This window comes from Janthinobacterium sp. GMG2 (assembly GCF_033949445.1).
GTDB lineage: Bacteria > Pseudomonadota > Gammaproteobacteria > Burkholderiales > Burkholderiaceae_D > Janthinobacterium > Janthinobacterium aestuarii.
The window spans coordinates 305895-320480 of sequence record NZ_JAXAWA010000002.1; the positions used below are offsets into that span (position 1 = coordinate 305895).

The following is a 14586-nucleotide window of genomic DNA, read 5'->3' on the forward strand; positions in this document are numbered from 1 at the left end:
TTCTAGGGAGAAATGAGACTGTATTTCACTGCTGCGTATCAGCCACCTTTCACGATTTTGTAGAAGTGGCCGCGGCTGATGCCATATTCCTCCATCAATTCGCGGCGGTTGCACATGTTGTATTGGTCACGGATCGCCTGCGCACGCTCGTCGGCGACATTGCCGGTTTTCTTTACGTAGACTTCCTGGCCGCCCCATTCAATGCGCAGTTTTGATTCAAGCGCGCGGCGCACTTCCGTCGTAATCACCTCGGCGCCGAGGACTGCACGCAGTTCATGCAGCATGTGCGCGACGATATCTTTTCTGTTGTAGTACGTTGTCATTATTTAAAACCCCTTTTGGACCAGCTGTCAGAAGCAAAGCGGCTAGCGCCTCGCTGTTGTGTGGGCGCCGCCGGTTTCGCCGGCGCCGAAATTTTTGGTGTTTCTACCGCACGCGCAGGCGCTGACGATTCGGAAATATTCAAAGGCTCGGCGAAGAGATCAGCCATCGATGGCTGCACTTCTTCCTCGAGCTGGTCCCAGAACTTCGCCGTTTTTTTCGCCAGCTCGAAATGCGTCTCCAGCCATACTGCATAAACGGTGCAATCCCATGCCTCGACGCGTTTGCGGATCGCCGACCAGCGCGATTCCGTTCCGCCGGCGGTAATTCGCTCAGCACGAATCTCACCTGCCATTTGCTTGAAGAATTCATCGGGCAACTCCTTCGAAAAATGGATATAGCCTGGGCCTGGCCTGGTGATCTGCAGGCGACCGTAAATCAGGTCTTTGGCCAGGTTGGTGCCGACCTGCCACAGCAGCGCGCCGTGCTTGCGGATACGGCCGCGCCAGTCGATATCGACCTTGGTGGCGCCGTCCTTGATGTGCTTTTCCTTGCCTGAGCGGCCCTTGACGGCGAACACGCGGCGCGCGGCATTGGCGGCGCAAAATGCGTAGACCGCATGCGTGTTGTGGCCGCCGCTATCGATTGCGGTACCGTAAATCTTCAGTTCCTGGCCGCTGGCGTGCCGGAACTTGTTCTCGAACAGATATTCGGCGACGTCTGCCCACACAGCATCCTCGTCCGGATTACCGTAAAAAATGCGGTAGTCGATGATCCATTTCTGGCAGCCGCGGCCATAGCCCCACACGGCAATCTCGATCCGGTTCGGCTGGGTGTCGGCGCCGGCCAGCAGGCGCACACAGCCGTGCGGTACTTCGCCCAGCTTGTAGGGCTCGGCGCGCTGTTTCAGCTGCTCGGAGTCGGTTTTTTCGACGTCCAGCTCCCAGGTGCGGCCAAGGGTGGTATTGGTGAAGGTCTTCAGCGACGTGATGTCGCCTTCCTGCGCCTTATTATGCGCGGCGATAAATTCGCGCACCAGCTTGGCCCAGGTGACCAGTGGGCTATACGCGGTCCAGACGTGGAAGGCGATATGGCGCAGCGCGCTGATGACGGCGCCGCTGGAATTGCGGAATACCCCGGCGTGATCAATGGTGACGCTGGCGTCTTCGTTTTGCCAGCGGCCAGCCGGCGCCGCCGCCAAATATTGGCCTTGGTCGATCATCGAGCCGCAATGTGGGCAAAGGTGGCGTACGCTGTCTGGATCGTTGTCGAGCCATTTGAAGCCTGTCGTTTCATCCTTGCCGCCCCAGGCGAGCGGGTGGAATTCGCCACAATCCGGGCAAGGGATGGCGAACTGGAAGCGCGCATCGGCCAGGATGAAGCGAGCCTCGATCAGCGAAAAGCCTTTCAGGCCTGGGGTTGAGCCCGCCACCAGCTTGGGAAAAGTGGCTCCTTCGACGCGCTTGCCCGCCAGCGTGACGGGATCGCCTTCTTTCTCGACGTCACCGTCGAACGCGTCCAGCTCGTCCAATAGCGCATTGTCGACCGAAATACGGCGATAGCTGCGCGCGGCCTTTCCGCCACGCGTGTGCAGCATGCAGCCCAGGAACTTCTTCTGCTGCAGCGTGTTGTCCTTGTGCCGCGACATGTGAGCAGGGAACGCCTTGCGCATGGCTTTCACGTCGCGAAGCATCGGTTCCAACTCGGTCTTGACGAATTCATCGCTGTCGCCGTCGGTCGGCTGCCAGAGCGCCTGGTTGCGGCGCTTGTGTTCGATGAAATAGGCAATGGCGGCCAGAAGCATCTTGGTGTAGCCGACCCGGGCCGACTTCATGAAATCGACTTCGGCGATATCGTCGTTGCTGATGCAGGCCATGATGGCGCGCTGGAACGGCCACGCCTCCCATGCCTGTTCGACATACGACGATTCTTTCGACAGGTAGAAGTGCTTGCCGGCCCATTCGTCCAGCGTCATTGGATCAGGCACGCCAAATGTGCCCAGCCCGCGTGTCAGGCAGGCGGACAATTCAGGGGATCGCCAGTTGAGCACTTCGGCCAGATCGCTCATTCGCCCTGGTCCTCGATCACTTGATGTTCCTGTGCCGCGCCGTCTTCTTCGTCGTCTCGCAGATCGGCCAGCGAAATGTTGGCCACGATGTTGCGCACCTTGGCGATCTCTTTTTCGATGTTGCCGATCTCGTCCGATGACAGCGACGGCACGCGGCGCTTGACTGCGCCCGGGATGGCGTCGAACAGGCCGCCAATGCGCGCACCCGCCTTAGACAGCACCTCTTCGATCAGCACTACCGGCGCCAGCTCGCCGCGCGTGACGCCGTTCTGCATCTCGATGCGCTCGCGCTGCACCTTGGCCAGCATGGCGCGCTCGGCTACCAGGTCCAGATCGCCGCCAGATGATCGCCCGGCTGCTGTTTCGCGCAGGTGCGAGCAGTAGGCGTGCAGCATCTGCTGGCCGGACATGCTCGAATCGAGCAGGCCGCGCCCGACAAGATTGCCGACCGCTTGCTGGCTCACGCCCACCAGCGCGCCGAAGGCGGCTTGCGTCATTGGCATAGACAAATCAGACAACACAACCCCCTTGCAAATACCCTGTGACTAGCGAAAAAAGGGGGTTCGAATTACCCTTGCAAGGGGAGGCTGGGGAGTACCTTTGAGAAATATTTCCCTCTTGAAACATTGCTATTGATGCATTGTTGCTATAACGCAACATGCGTTTTTGCTCGATTGTTTCCATTGGATGAGATTTCATAATAGCAATATTTTTTTGTGTCAGCGTGCGGTTCGCAGCGCATCGACGTAGGCGCGCGCGAACTGGCCGGCAAACTCTTTCTCAACGGTGTTTTGAACGACGTATTCGAAGTCGAAAATCTTGTGATAGCTGGCGTAGCGTACGAACACCATCACCGGCTTGAGCGATCCAGGGCCACCGCCCCGCATGCTTTGGTACACGCCCAGCGGCATGCGGTCGCCAGGCCGGCCGACGAAGTAGTGGAAGCCTGGCTTCTTCTTCGTGCCCATGGCCATCTTGGCTCGGCCTTGGGCTGTCATGTTTGCTTTGTAGCCAGCTTCCGGGAACGAGCGGAAATAGGCCAGGATCTGCACGATCTGGCCGCGGTTCATGTTGCCGTAGCTGTCGAGCTTGGCGCCGCCGCCGGGCACGATGCGGTAGCCAGGTGGTAGCGCACCCACCGACTGCATGGCGCGCTCGAAGCGCTTCATGGGCCGCGTGCCGCCCTTGATCTGCGGCGCCAGGTAGGTGGCCGCCGGCGTCGCCTTGGCTGCGAAGTCCTTCAGCTTGACCTCCGCGCTAAGGTTGGTCTTGGTAGCAGGCCGCACGAACAGGCTCGACAACGTGTAGGGGGTCGGGCTGCGGAAAATGTCACGCATCTCGTGCTTGAGCTTGGCGCTGGCTAGCTGGGCCGTGCGCGTCAATGCCACGCGCGTGGCGAACTGCACCTGCTTTGTCCCGGCATCGACAAACGCCGTCAACTGGCGGATGGCTGGGGCCACGTTGATGGTCATGCGCGCATCCCCAGTTCACGCTCAGCGCATTCGATGACGAATATGCTGAATTCCATACCAGCCTTCTTTCTCTCGATGATACGGCGAGCCCATCGCCTGCCGTCGCCGTGACCGGCATCGCCCAGGTTCTTGAGCTTGAAGGCGCCGATCAATTGCTGTGCCTTACGGCTCGACATCATCGTCTTGCCAGGCGCGGGCAGGGCTACCGTGTCCTGCGCCGGGACAGGCTCGATCACGTCACGCTCCAGCTCGGCGGCCAACGCCGCTTCCCAGCGCGGTCGCAGCACGGCATAGGTGCTGTGCGCGCAATCGAAGGCACCCAGCTTGCGCCAGGCCCAGAACACGGCCGGCGACGACCACACGTTCGGCTCGCCGCGGTCGCGCAGCGCGCCTTGCTCCAGCGCTTCGTGGAACGCCACCGACGGGTCGATGGGCGGGCGGCACAGCGCCAGGAATTCCGGCAGCGTCGGAGGCCAGGCGCGGGTATCCAACCGCTCGACGCCGCGCGTCAGCTCGGCCGTGGTCAGCACGAACAGCTTTTGCGCCCAGTGGCGCTTGATGCCATCGGGATCGATGCCTTTCCACTGGTCTGCGAATTTCACGCCATAGCTGAACGCCATCTTGTTGAACAGCGCCTTGACCCACTTTTCCGGGATCGCTTTTTCAGGCCAGGCAAGCGCCTGCTCTTCCAGGGGTGATGTCGATAATGTTGTTTGATCGTTCATGTTTTTGTGGTCCGCTTCCTGTCAATCCATCAAGGGTGTCCTGCCGTGCCTGATCCCGTACTGCAGCCGTGCTGCCTGGTGCTGCCCGTGCTGGCGGCAGGGCGCCGGCCACCTGCATGGTCTTTGCCTCGTTTGCCCAGCGATTCAGGATGCCCACTACGTAACCAATGCCGATGCCGCCGTTCGGTTTGGATTTTTTTGCCTCGGCGCATGCCGAGAGCGCCGTATTGACGCTGATGCCTTGCTCGACCAACGCCAGCAACCGGGGGTCTGCTGGCTGCGTTTGCACGCCTGCCTTGCGAAATGCAATGCTCAGCTCGCCCGCTGTTGCCGCGCCCGCGCGGTCTACGTTCAGTGTTGGCGTTGCTGGGTGTTGGTTCTGGTTCTGGTTTTGGTTCTGGTTCTGGTTCTGGTTCTGGTTCTGGTTTTGGTTGGCACCATCGGGCACGGTTCCCGCACCGTTCGCGCACTGTTCGGGAACCGTGCTCGAACCTTGAGCGTGCTGCTGTTGCACAAAATCCAGTGTGCTTTGCCCTGCCGCCGCGCGTTCAGCGGCTAGTCGTGCCGCCTCGTCACGCTTTTTCTTCGCTGCCTTGCCGCCTGCACTGCTGGCCTCCAATCCTTCGTAGTACGCCTGGATCTGCGCCTCAGCATCAGCATCCACCCAGCCTGCATCGGTCAGTACGAAAAAGTCTTCCAGCACATTTTGCGCAGCGGCGATTTCTTCGGACGTGCTGACGCGCAGCAGGCGAAATAGCCTGACGGTGTCGGCCAGCAGTGGCGCTTCCTTGTCGAAATAGAGGTCGCGCATGTCGCGGTAGATGCCGCGCTCCAGGCGAGACAAATGCAGCGTGCGCGTATTGAAATCGCCGATGTGATGCGGGTAGTAATTCATGAGTGGCGATTACCCTGGTCCTTGAAAACCGCTAATGTCAGTCTCTTTTTCACAATCAATTTCCCAATAGCAACAAATAGGGCAAAAAAGAGCCGGCCTTCATAATTAGGCCGGCCCATTCAGATAGGCGTTATCGCTGCCGCGCCGGGTGGAGCACCTTGTCGATAACCGCTCTGGTGCGGCTCATGGCGCGTTTGGCTCCTTCGAGCAGGCGCACCACGCGCGCTTTCTTTTCGTGGGCGCGGGCGGTGCGTCGCAGGGCCAGGTCCAGGTTGGCTTGTGTCGGCTGGGCTATTGCGGTGGCAACGGCTGCCAGCGCATCAGCGTCGGCGCTGGCCATCTCGCATACGTCGGACAGGCCAAGGCCGATTTCGTCGGCCGTTTCCAGGGAGCGCACGCACAGGCCGAAGCGATGCAGCAATTCGTTCAGACAATCCATCCGCTCGGCAGGCGGCAGGCCGGCCAGCACCGACAACACGAAATTGGCCGGCAACAGGTTGTTTTCCTTCGATTCATCATCCAGCCAGCGCAGTACGCGGTCGCCGTTGTTTTTCGTGCGCTGGTACTCGTCCGGATGGGGTTCGAAGCGAATTCCGGTGGCAGCCGGACCGCCCGCCTCGTCGTGCGCCTGAACGATCACGCTGATCGCGCTGTAGCTCGACAGGCCGACATCTTTTCGCCAAGAGCTGACGTGTTCGCGCAGGATGCCGATCAGAGTTTTCTTGTGCGAATCGTTCCGCATGCTTTATTCCTTGTCGTAATTTATGCTGGGTCAATGAACAATATTTCGCATCTTCAAACGTATTTAGGAATCGCTTCCGCAGGAGCCAGCGGCAGGTTTGCCACACAATTCCGTATGGAGTTGCATCAGACGCAACCCAATAGCCAGCGTTGGCCGACTCCCTCGATTACCTCGTGAAAATGCGTTTATCGTGGATTGGTGGCATGGCACCTTGTCCGCCAAGGCTTGTTGTGTCAGGCCGATAGCAAGCAATTCTGAGACAATTTTTTTCGTATCCATACCAAATTATTACATATGTATTTTGCTTTAACAATACCTATGTATTTGCACTGTTTATTACAATCGTAATATGAAGACACTAGCTGAACGACTTATCTGGGCACGATCGCAAAAAAGTTTGCGAGATGGCAACGACTTTACGCAAGTCGACCTAGCGACACGTGCGGGGGTTTCCCAGGGAGCCATCGGCCACCTAGAGTCCGGGCGAACGAGCACGTCAAGAAGCATAACCAGCATTGCAAAAGCCTTGGAAGTTGATCCCGTTTGGCTCGCAGAGGGTAAAGGTGATCCATTCCCCGTGACTTGGGGAGCCGTACCTGAAAACGTTGAAAAAATCGGAGTCGTTGTTGCAGAGGAAGGCGACCCCGACTTCTACCAGATACCTAAAGTGCAACTACAGCTTTCGGCTGGTATCACTGGATTCCAAACGGTCCCAGAAATACATGACGGCTCAAAAGTTAGCGTTGCAAAGAATTGGGTCGACAGGAATAAATATCGGCCCAGTGCATTAATTGCACTGACGGTAAAAGGAGAGTCCATGGAACCAAATTTATACCCAGGGGATTTGGTAATTGTTAATACAGCGCAGGTGGAAATGGTTGATGGAATGGTTTATGCCGTGAACTATGAAGGCGAGGCGGTAATTAAGCGACTTTCGAGAGACATGGGGCAATGGTGGCTTTCTTCAGATAATCCAGATCAGCGAAAGTATCATCGCAAAAGCTGCAGGGGCGGAGAATGTATCATGATTGGCCGCGTAGTTCGTAGAGAAACAGATCGAATTTAATTTCTCACAATAAAACACGATGATGCAAAAAATAAAACTGGCAGTTTACTTTTCGTTCGGCATTGTAGTACTTGGGTCAGCCATACTCTATGCAAATTATGACTCTTGGATCACCTTGCCCAAGGTCCGGGAGCCTGTACGCGCAATTGCAAAAGACCCTGGTAGCGCACAGTTCAAGGCTGAACGACTCACTAGCAATGGCTGGCATTGTGGAGAAATGAATGCAAAGAACGATTACGGTGCTTACGTCGGATTTAAAAGATTTATTTCCAATGTTAAGTTAGGAAAGATTTATTACGAAGGATCAGGACTGATAGGCGAACTCAATACCGAGGAAATTTTGAAAACTCTGGACAAGCAGATAGCATTTCTTAAGAGGCAAAACGAAATAAAGGCAGCGGGCGGTAAGGTCGTAAAATATTCAGATAGCGAACGCGAGCGCATGGCAACCCAAGAGGTATTTGAAGATCACTGGAAAGAAATTTGTCAACCGCCTAATAATTAGAAAAACTCATGGGGGAAATCTCCGGGGCAGTTTTAGGAACTGCAACCATTAGCATTTTAGGTGTCCACCTTGCCCTGGTGCTGGTTGACCCCGAATTTACCTATCCGCATCAAGCCCAGCGCATGTTGAAATTTGTTGAAAGAGCACTTTTCGCAGCCCCAATCATCCTGCTCTCACCAAGAGTTTGCGGATTTTCCAGAGCCTACGCAACATTCAACATTGATTTATTTTTACAAAGAATCAATGTTGATGAAATAGCATGGGCCGATCTGCCTGCCCATGACCATGCTCATGCGGCGGAAGTCCCATTCTAAAAAATATTTCCCATAAGTAACTATCAACACCTCTAGTAGTTTTTTCGAGAGAAAATCTTAGGCCGTCAAAAAATATTACATACGTATTGTTAAAATAAAATACGTATGTAATAATTCATTCCATCGAAACATCTTGCCACCGATGGAGAGAAGTATGCCCGCCAAAATTCAAGCACTTTCATTACCGAATGCAAACGTCACACGTGTGCGCCGGGTGGCACTTGTGCTTTCAAATCGGCTACAGCGCAATGCAGTTGGCGCCACGTACAGCTTGGCGAATGAGCGCGGCGAAAAACTAGCCCTTGTTTCGATTGCTCAGCACGGCCTGGGATCGACCCACCGGGCGGCAGCCCGCATGGCGCTATCCAGTGAAATGGCGGGCGCGTTACGCGCGGCCAGTGCTGATTATGAGTTGAGCGGGGAAGTGTTACCCGAAACCATGAACCGCATGCGCTTGGTGCTCAGCGCGGTGGACCAAGCATGATGCGCACCTTCACCGTCACCGTATGCCGGGCCGCCGAGCCGCTGCTCACCTATTCGGCCTTGGGTACCGACAGCGCCGCCGTGATCATGGCTGCAATCGATCGCTTTGGACCGTGCGTCATCACCGCGAAACCTCGCTGAAAGAGCCCGTCATGCGCACCATTTTCAACCTCTTCAGTTTTTACCGCCGCCGCGGCGCCAGCATCTACGTCGCCGCGCGCCACGCTTTGCACGTCTATCGAAACGGATTCTGACATGACCAAGATCGAACCCGACCGCGCCGCGCTGGAAATCGCCTACGGCCAGCTGCATACCACCAGGCCACTCGACGAGCTGCTCAAGGTGCCAAATCTGCGGGCCACGCTGTACGCGGTGGCGCGCCGCCACATGAAGCGCCGTGACAGGTTCGATCCGAAAAAAATGCAGGCGAACGACAACGATTAATTCCGAGCAACACCAACCGCAGCACCAACCATAGAAAGCACGCCATGTTTACAGCATTGCACGCGCTCACCCAAAGCGCGACGCTGATGATCGTCGTCACCGCTGAGGGCGACGATATGCGCGTCAGCATCACTCCCATCCAGGCAGGCGACAAGACCAAGGCCCACAAGTTGCAGCCGCTGTCGCTGGTGGCCAGCCCGGCCGAGCTGGACGACGGCTTTGCCGCGGCCATCCAATCCTGGCAGGCGCCGAAGCTGTCGCTACTGCAGCAAGTCGAGGCAGCGAACGCCGTCGGCGCCGATCCCGTCGCGTCAACAGCCAGCGGTAAAGCGGCGCCGAAAGAAGCGGCCAAGCGCTCAGGACCAGGCCGGCCGAAAAAGAACGAAGGTGCATCACCAGTCGGCGAAGGCACGGCCGTCACCGCAGATAAGGCAGGCCAACAAGACGACCAGCTTCCACCCGGCAACGACGCCGGCGCTGGAGAAGCACCGGGCGCGGCCACCCAGGATGGCGCCGTGCCTCCAGCTGGCGCCGCTGATATTGAAGAGAAGGAAGAAAACACGTTGCCGCCTGCCAGCAACGCCGCAATCACCGCCGCCGTCGACACGGTAACCCTCGACCTGTTCTAAGAAAGCTATCTGCCATGGCAATGCAAATCGAAAAACTGATCCGCGAATTCCGTTATAACGGCGTGGTGCTGCAAGACCCGAACAGCACCTTCAACCTGGTGCAGGTGCGCGACTTCTACGCCACGGTCTACCCTGAAATCATCAGCGCCGATATCGAGGGCCCCGAGCAGTTGGGCGCCAAATCGGTCTACACCTTCCGTCGCGCCGTCGGCACCAAGGGCTGCGAGCTGACGAGCCTGATTCGTGACGTCGGCGCGCTGCTGCACGCCAACTGGCTCGACGGCGAAGACGCCGAATTCATCAAGGAACTGCAGGCCGCAGTGGGTCGCAACGAGGTGACATTCATCGACCACGATGCGCGCGTGCGTCTGGCCGAACTGCACAGCAAACACTGCAGCGTGGCGGCCTGATCATGTTGACGCGCAAAACCGCAATCGCGCAGCTGCGCGAAGCCGGCACCCTGGCTTCAAGCGGCGTTCCGGCCAATACGATCACCCCGGCCGAGGTGAATTCATCCCTGGCTCACGCGCTGGCCAGCACCCTGGCACGCGACAAAACGCGCAACCGCCCGCGCTTACTGGCGCCGTCCTTCGCCCACGTGGTGCTGCCTTGATGGGGCCGGGCCTGCTGGCGATGCCAGCCCTGCATGCGGGCATTCCTTCGGCCGTGCGCATGCGCGAGCCAAATAGTTTGGTCGCGCCTCTTGCAATTGCCCTGCTGCAGGCAAACCAAATTACCGCCGCCATGCTCAACCCGCGCCCGAACGCGCTACTGGTCGAGGTATTTGCCGAACCGGACGAAAGGGCGCTAGCAGTAAAGGCCCTGAGCACCTGGTGGACCTCGATCCAGTATTACGCCAAATATTTCAGCTGGGGCCTGCATGTGCAGCAGTTGCCTGAAGATGGATATCACCACCAGCATGATTCAGGCACCATCTGGTTTTGCATGACCAGAAATACAGACGTTCCGATGCCGCGTTTCGCCCTGGAGCCGCGCATTACCGAGATGGAGCAGCACCTGGCCGGCTTCGGGCAGACAGTGCTGGCCGTTCTTTTCGATGCCACGATGTACCTGCCGAATGCGCTGGACCCGTGGCGCGCGGTCAGCGCGGCAGAGTGGCTGCACTGGCACGAATGCCAGACGGACGAAGAATTGCTCGAAGATCAGCGCGAGGATCGCGGCTACGACACCATTCAGCAGGTGATCGACGATGGCGACATTCTGACGCGAGCCGAATTTTACGGCGACATGCCGCGCTGGGTAACGCACCCAGCACGCGTGCTGTCGCGCGGCGAGATCGTCGCCGCCGCCAGCAACAGCTTTCACCGCGACGTGATTGCCGCCTGCGATGCCATTGCCGCGCTGGTCAACGGCCCGGAATTTACTATTCGGCCACATGAGGTAGGCGCGCACAACTATCCGGCCGACTGCGTTGATGGCTGCATGGTGCTGCTGTGGCGCGATAACGACCAGATTAGCCGCGTGCTCGATGACGAATTGAACATGCACGGCGCATCGGGCGAATACATCGAATTCATCGACGTTCACGGGATGGTGCCGTCGGGCGCCGCCATCAAAAAATATCAATCGCGTACCAGCCAGGTCATGCAACTGGCCCAGCTGACCGAGCGCCTGCTGGAACTAATCGGAGAACCCATATGAAAACCGTGGCCATCATAGCCGCCGGCGACACCACGCTGAGCCTGAGCGGTGCCTTGCTGCTGTACCAGGCAGACAATCATAGCGGCCCTATCTACGCCACGACGCACGGGATCGAGATCGATGCCAATAACCCTGCGCGGCGCGTGATCGGGCCCGGTGTACCGATGACGCAAGCCGCCCTGGCGGCGTTTGCAGCGCGAGTTAGCGTCAAAACCGCCTACGCCGGCTTTGTGCCTGAAAATTTGTTGTACACGGCGCCGAACATGATCGCCTGGTGGACGCCTGCGGCGGTGCGCACCACCTGGTTCAAATCGAGTTACCCCGAGATCGGTACCACCCACGGCCCGGCAGCGCATCCGGCCCTGGTGTTTGTGGCCGTGCCAGGCAGCTGGTATGTATTCGCCCTGCGCGACTCGACCAGGCCTGGCCCCACCACAACCCTGTATCACTCGCCGCACTTCAATGTGTGGGATGGCGGCCGCATTTGTACCGGCAATGTCGACCTGCCCGAAGCGCTCGCCGCCAGTGCGATACCCGCCTATGAAGACGCATTTTTTCGAAGCCACTTCACCCACTCGAACCGGCAGACGCCGCATGCGGTGAAAAACAAGGGAGGCACGAAAGCCGTTTGGGTCAGCCAGCTGGCCAAGCCGGACCCTGACGCGATGCGCAGCGCGCTGGCGTCAACGAAAGAAGATTTACAAAGCGCGATTGCGCGCATCACACAAAGCAACAGCAACCAATAACCACCCATACCAAAGGACACACGATGAACGGCCAAGATCTTGCAATGAAATTCGATGAACTGCTCAATATCACCAAAACGTCCTACGAGGCGTTCCTACTGCACACCGAAACGGCGCTGCGCGACGCGCGCCCGCTGCTGCTGGCTGTCGACGAAGAAGCGGCCGATCCGGAAAAACTGGCCATGGATATGGCGCTGTTGCGCGCCGCACCGGTCGTCGTGGTGCCGTTGCACAGCGAGTTTCACGCGCTGGAGGAAGCCGGCCACCGCTTCCTGATGGCTGATGACGGCGTCTACCTGGAGGTGCGCCGGCCGTGGCTGTACCTGATCCAGCGCCTGGCGGAGCAAAAAGCGGTGCGCATGCCGTTTGGCGCCATCGTGCCCAAGGTCGAATTCGCGTTCGGCAAGATCGGCAGCGCGCTTGCGGAATTGCGCGCTTTTGGTGAGGTGGCGCGCCTGCAGTCCCCGATCGAGAGCGCGGCCAGCTTGATCTGGAACGACGAAACGCGCGAGTGGGCCTTGCGCTATCCATTGCCGATCGGCGAACCGACCAGCGGCCACATCCAGTACCAGCAATTGTTGCTGGCAGAGCGCGAGCACCTGACCATCGACTTGCACAGCCATGGCGCGCATCCGGCGTTTTTCAGCGAGACCGACAACCTGGACGACGCCGGCACCGTGAAAATTTCCGGCGTGTACGGCAACCTGGACCAGCAGCTGCCGACGGTCGCATTCCGGCTGTGCGTGCTGGGCCTGTTCATAACGCTGGCGGTACCGGCCGACAAGATTTTCACGGCCGAACTGGCTGCCGCGTAGGAGCCATCGACATGCCCCACATTACTCCCGCGCATTTCCTTCAGCACCAGGTGATGATTCACCTGGTGGGCTGCGGCGGCAATGGCTCGCAAATGCTGACCGGCCTGGCGCGCCTGAACCACGCGCTGACGGCACTGGGCCACCCCGGCCTGAACGTGATCGCGTTCGACCCGGACACGGTCAGCGAGGCCAACATGGGTCGCCAAATGTTTGGCCAGTTCGACGTCGGATCGAGCAAGGCGATCGTACTGGTCAGCCGCATCAACGCATTTTTCGGCCTGAACTGGGAGGCCCATTTCGGTCGATACGAAGCTGGCAAGGGCGCGCCCGACATGTTGATCGCCTGCGTCGACAGCGCCAAGTCGCGCTACGAAATCGCCAACGGCCGCGCGCTGCGCCATCCGAACAAGCCGTACTACCTGATGGACATGGGCAACCGCGCCGCCGACGGCCAAGTGCTGTTCGGCGAGCTGGCCAACGCCGACGGCAGCCCAGCCCACAAGGCGCCACCCGGCAGCGCGCGCCTGCCCGATCCGTACCGCGTGCTGCCCGAGTTGGTCGACGTCCATGCCATCGAGGACGACACGCCCAGCTGCGGCCTGGCCGAAGCGCTTGAGCGCCAGGAATTATTCATCAATCAGGCGGTCGTCACGCCAGCGCTTTCCATTTTGTGGGAATTTTTCCGGCATGGCCGCCTGACCTGGCATGGCGCCTTCGTCAACCTGCGTACCGGTAGCATGCGGCCTCTGCTGGTGAAAGAGCCTGCACCAGTACCGGAAGCGCCCGAGACGGAAGAACAGCGTGTGCTGGTGATGGCATAAAGTGCGCCCATATCCATTTAAACTATTTTTCCCTTAATTATAAAAATAATAATAGAGTACATAAAACGTGAGGGCATCCATAAATTAGCGCGGGATAGCGCATCAATTGCATTGTGGTTCGCCTCTTCTGCCTCGGTTATCAGTTCCTTCAAGTTAGCGATTCGCTCGCGAAGAAGCTCTGTTTCTCCATTAGACAATGGTTCATTTTGTGAAAATGGGGAGGTCATCGCAGTAGAGGTTTGGAGAATCATCCCGCGAGCTCGGAATAACCTTGTTATGCGGTTTTGATTATTTTCTCGGCTTTCAAGAGCATGAATCCGTTGGAGTAAATCAGCGGTTTCTATATCTTTACGGGAGTACATTCTTGGCATACTTTCACTCCCTAAATAGCCATTGAGGTAATTTCTAACTTCGCCTAGGAGGTAATAAGAAAGTAACGCTAGAGAGGCATTTACGCTTTGAACATCGCGCCAACGATCCAAGTTTTGACCATGACGCTGCCATGCCGGAACCATAATTGCAAGAACAATAGCGGCCGTAGCACCAGCGAACTGTGCCCAACCTGACAAATCGGGATGATCCTCCATCCACTTTAATGAGGGTTTATGATCAAATTGAAAATGATATGGCTCTAAAAAATGAATTAGAAAATATCGCGCGGCCAAAAAAACAAGAAGTACAGCTATAAACCTAAATAGTCTCTTCGCCCAGATCATTATTAATCTCCATGCTTGATTGTTAGTGAATAAATTGAAAATATTTTAAAAATCTTTCCGGAATATGGCATTGAAAATTCTGGTCTATACCGAAATAGTTCATGACGTCCGGAACGAAGGAAATCTACCGCAGTGCTTATATCTTATTTAGCAGAATTGACA

The 14586-nt window shown here is 57.5% G+C and carries 21 protein-coding genes; 13 read left to right on the forward strand and 8 right to left on the reverse strand.

The window, feature by feature from the left end; translation table 11 throughout:
- Window positions 1–38: 38 nt before the first annotated feature.
- From SKZ59_RS07390 to SKZ59_RS07420, 7 genes are all read right to left on the reverse strand, one after another.
- Window positions 39–323, reverse strand: a complete 285-nt coding sequence (locus SKZ59_RS07390; protein ID WP_319991250.1) for a Mor transcription activator family protein — start codon at window positions 321–323, stop codon at window positions 39–41.
- Complete coding sequence (locus SKZ59_RS07395; protein WP_319991251.1) at window positions 323–2389, reverse strand: phage terminase large subunit family protein; 2067 nt, start codon at window positions 2387–2389, stop codon at window positions 323–325. The genes SKZ59_RS07390 and SKZ59_RS07395 overlap by 1 nt, the downstream gene beginning before the upstream one ends.
- Window positions 2386–2892, reverse strand: coding sequence for a terminase small subunit (locus tag SKZ59_RS07400; RefSeq protein ID WP_319991252.1), 507 nt, complete (start codon window positions 2890–2892; stop codon window positions 2386–2388). Before SKZ59_RS07400 ends, SKZ59_RS07395 begins: the two co-directional genes overlap by 4 nt.
- 216 nt (window positions 2893–3108) lie before the next feature.
- Entirely contained in the window at window positions 3109–3861 is a 753-nt protein-coding gene (locus tag SKZ59_RS07405; RefSeq protein WP_319991253.1) for a hypothetical protein, read from the reverse strand.
- Complete coding sequence (locus SKZ59_RS07410) at window positions 3858–4586, reverse strand: hypothetical protein (RefSeq protein WP_319991254.1); 729 nt, start codon at window positions 4584–4586, stop codon at window positions 3858–3860. Before SKZ59_RS07410 ends, SKZ59_RS07405 begins: the two co-directional genes overlap by 4 nt.
- Entirely contained in the window at window positions 4525–5481 is a 957-nt protein-coding gene (locus tag SKZ59_RS07415) for a YdaU family protein (protein WP_319991255.1), read from the reverse strand. The genes SKZ59_RS07410 and SKZ59_RS07415 overlap by 62 nt, the downstream gene beginning before the upstream one ends.
- Before the next feature lie 130 nt (window positions 5482–5611).
- Window positions 5612–6223 (reverse strand): hypothetical protein, encoded by a 612-nt coding sequence (locus tag SKZ59_RS07420; RefSeq protein WP_319991256.1) that lies wholly within the window; start codon window positions 6221–6223, stop codon window positions 5612–5614.
- 349 nt (window positions 6224–6572) lie between these two features.
- Between SKZ59_RS07420 and SKZ59_RS07425 the strand changes: the two genes are divergently transcribed.
- The 13 genes from SKZ59_RS07425 (at window position 6573) to SKZ59_RS07485 (ending at window position 13708) form a co-directional block, all read left to right on the forward strand.
- Complete coding sequence (locus tag SKZ59_RS07425; RefSeq protein ID WP_319991257.1) at window positions 6573–7289, forward strand: XRE family transcriptional regulator; 717 nt, start codon at window positions 6573–6575, stop codon at window positions 7287–7289.
- A 19-nt stretch (window positions 7290–7308) separates the two neighbouring features.
- A complete protein-coding gene (locus SKZ59_RS07430) occupies window positions 7309–7794 on the forward strand; it encodes a hypothetical protein (protein ID WP_319991258.1) in 486 nt (161 codons plus the stop codon).
- 8 nt (window positions 7795–7802) lie between these two features.
- The gene (locus SKZ59_RS07435) at window positions 7803–8108 is read left to right on the forward strand and encodes a hypothetical protein (protein ID WP_319991259.1); all 306 of its coding nucleotides are present in this window, start codon (window positions 7803–7805) and stop codon (window positions 8106–8108) included.
- Window positions 8109–8262: 154 nt separating this feature from the next.
- Window positions 8263–8592: a hypothetical protein gene (locus tag SKZ59_RS07440; protein ID WP_319991260.1), complete on the forward strand. Its 330-nt coding sequence runs from the start codon at window positions 8263–8265 to the stop codon at window positions 8590–8592.
- Complete coding sequence (locus tag SKZ59_RS07445; RefSeq protein WP_319991261.1) at window positions 8589–8732, forward strand: hypothetical protein; 144 nt, start codon at window positions 8589–8591, stop codon at window positions 8730–8732. Before SKZ59_RS07440 ends, SKZ59_RS07445 begins: the two co-directional genes overlap by 4 nt.
- A gap of 114 nt (window positions 8733–8846) precedes the next feature.
- Window positions 8847–9035 (forward strand): hypothetical protein, encoded by a 189-nt coding sequence (locus tag SKZ59_RS07450; protein WP_219327149.1) that lies wholly within the window; start codon window positions 8847–8849, stop codon window positions 9033–9035.
- Window positions 9036–9079: 44 nt separating this feature from the next.
- A complete protein-coding gene (locus SKZ59_RS07455) occupies window positions 9080–9664 on the forward strand; it encodes a PRTRC system protein E (protein WP_319991262.1) in 585 nt (194 codons plus the stop codon).
- A 14-nt stretch (window positions 9665–9678) separates the two neighbouring features.
- Window positions 9679–10074 carry a PRTRC system protein C gene (locus SKZ59_RS07460; RefSeq protein ID WP_319991263.1) on the forward strand — a complete coding sequence of 132 codons (396 nt, stop codon included), beginning with the start codon at window positions 9679–9681 and terminating at the stop codon, window positions 10072–10074.
- A gap of 2 nt (window positions 10075–10076) precedes the next feature.
- Complete coding sequence (locus SKZ59_RS07465) at window positions 10077–10277, forward strand: hypothetical protein (protein ID WP_319991264.1); 201 nt, start codon at window positions 10077–10079, stop codon at window positions 10275–10277.
- On the forward strand, window positions 10277–11326 hold the full coding sequence (locus SKZ59_RS07470) for a PRTRC system protein F (RefSeq protein ID WP_319991265.1): 1050 nt from the start codon (window positions 10277–10279) through the stop codon (window positions 11324–11326). Before SKZ59_RS07465 ends, SKZ59_RS07470 begins: the two co-directional genes overlap by 1 nt.
- On the forward strand, window positions 11323–12072 hold the full coding sequence (locus SKZ59_RS07475; protein WP_319991266.1) for a PRTRC system protein B: 750 nt from the start codon (window positions 11323–11325) through the stop codon (window positions 12070–12072). The genes SKZ59_RS07470 and SKZ59_RS07475 overlap by 4 nt, the downstream gene beginning before the upstream one ends.
- A 44-nt stretch (window positions 12073–12116) precedes the next feature.
- Entirely contained in the window at window positions 12117–12887 is a 771-nt protein-coding gene (locus tag SKZ59_RS07480) for a PRTRC system protein A (protein ID WP_319991267.1), read from the forward strand.
- Window positions 12888–12898: 11 nt separating this feature from the next.
- Window positions 12899–13708 (forward strand): PRTRC system ThiF family protein, encoded by an 810-nt coding sequence (locus SKZ59_RS07485; RefSeq protein WP_319991268.1) that lies wholly within the window; start codon window positions 12899–12901, stop codon window positions 13706–13708.
- A gap of 17 nt (window positions 13709–13725) precedes the next feature.
- On the opposite strand, the gene SKZ59_RS07490 is transcribed toward SKZ59_RS07485, so the two are convergent.
- On the reverse strand, window positions 13726–14424 hold the full coding sequence (locus tag SKZ59_RS07490) for a hypothetical protein (protein WP_319991269.1): 699 nt from the start codon (window positions 14422–14424) through the stop codon (window positions 13726–13728).
- Window positions 14425–14586 lie beyond the last annotated feature (162 nt).

Excerpts from the sequence above, each read along its gene's own strand:
- SKZ59_RS07450 (WP_219327149.1), top strand. The coding sequence starts at position 8,847 with ATGACCAAGATCGAACCCGACCGCGCCGCGCTGGAAATCGCCTACGGC.
- SKZ59_RS07470 (WP_319991265.1), top strand. The coding sequence starts at position 10,277 with ATGGGGCCGGGCCTGCTGGCGATGCCAGCCCTGCATGCGGGCATTCCT.
- SKZ59_RS07425 (WP_319991257.1), top strand. The coding sequence starts at position 6,573 with ATGAAGACACTAGCTGAACGACTTATCTGGGCACGATCGCAAAAAAGT.
- SKZ59_RS07465 (WP_319991264.1), top strand. The coding sequence starts at position 10,077 with ATGTTGACGCGCAAAACCGCAATCGCGCAGCTGCGCGAAGCCGGCACC.
- SKZ59_RS07435 (WP_319991259.1), top strand. The coding sequence starts at position 7,803 with ATGGGGGAAATCTCCGGGGCAGTTTTAGGAACTGCAACCATTAGCATT.
- SKZ59_RS07440 (WP_319991260.1), top strand. The coding sequence starts at position 8,263 with ATGCCCGCCAAAATTCAAGCACTTTCATTACCGAATGCAAACGTCACA.
- SKZ59_RS07475 (WP_319991266.1), top strand. The coding sequence starts at position 11,323 with ATGAAAACCGTGGCCATCATAGCCGCCGGCGACACCACGCTGAGCCTG.
- SKZ59_RS07490 (WP_319991269.1), bottom strand. The coding sequence starts at position 14,424 with ATGATCTGGGCGAAGAGACTATTTAGGTTTATAGCTGTACTTCTTGTT.
- SKZ59_RS07410 (WP_319991254.1), bottom strand. The coding sequence starts at position 4,586 with ATGAACGATCAAACAACATTATCGACATCACCCCTGGAAGAGCAGGCG.
- SKZ59_RS07460 (WP_319991263.1), top strand. The coding sequence starts at position 9,679 with ATGGCAATGCAAATCGAAAAACTGATCCGCGAATTCCGTTATAACGGC.
- SKZ59_RS07390 (WP_319991250.1), bottom strand. The coding sequence starts at position 323 with ATGACAACGTACTACAACAGAAAAGATATCGTCGCGCACATGCTGCAT.
- SKZ59_RS07485 (WP_319991268.1), top strand. The coding sequence starts at position 12,899 with ATGCCCCACATTACTCCCGCGCATTTCCTTCAGCACCAGGTGATGATT.
- SKZ59_RS07480 (WP_319991267.1), top strand. The coding sequence starts at position 12,117 with ATGAAATTCGATGAACTGCTCAATATCACCAAAACGTCCTACGAGGCG.
- SKZ59_RS07400 (WP_319991252.1), bottom strand. The coding sequence starts at position 2,892 with ATGCCAATGACGCAAGCCGCCTTCGGCGCGCTGGTGGGCGTGAGCCAG.
- SKZ59_RS07405 (WP_319991253.1), bottom strand. The coding sequence starts at position 3,861 with ATGACCATCAACGTGGCCCCAGCCATCCGCCAGTTGACGGCGTTTGTC.
- SKZ59_RS07455 (WP_319991262.1), top strand. The coding sequence starts at position 9,080 with ATGTTTACAGCATTGCACGCGCTCACCCAAAGCGCGACGCTGATGATC.
- SKZ59_RS07395 (WP_319991251.1), bottom strand. The coding sequence starts at position 2,389 with ATGAGCGATCTGGCCGAAGTGCTCAACTGGCGATCCCCTGAATTGTCC.
- SKZ59_RS07415 (WP_319991255.1), bottom strand. The coding sequence starts at position 5,481 with ATGAATTACTACCCGCATCACATCGGCGATTTCAATACGCGCACGCTG.
- SKZ59_RS07420 (WP_319991256.1), bottom strand. The coding sequence starts at position 6,223 with ATGCGGAACGATTCGCACAAGAAAACTCTGATCGGCATCCTGCGCGAA.
- SKZ59_RS07430 (WP_319991258.1), top strand. The coding sequence starts at position 7,309 with ATGATGCAAAAAATAAAACTGGCAGTTTACTTTTCGTTCGGCATTGTA.
- SKZ59_RS07445 (WP_319991261.1), top strand. The coding sequence starts at position 8,589 with ATGATGCGCACCTTCACCGTCACCGTATGCCGGGCCGCCGAGCCGCTG.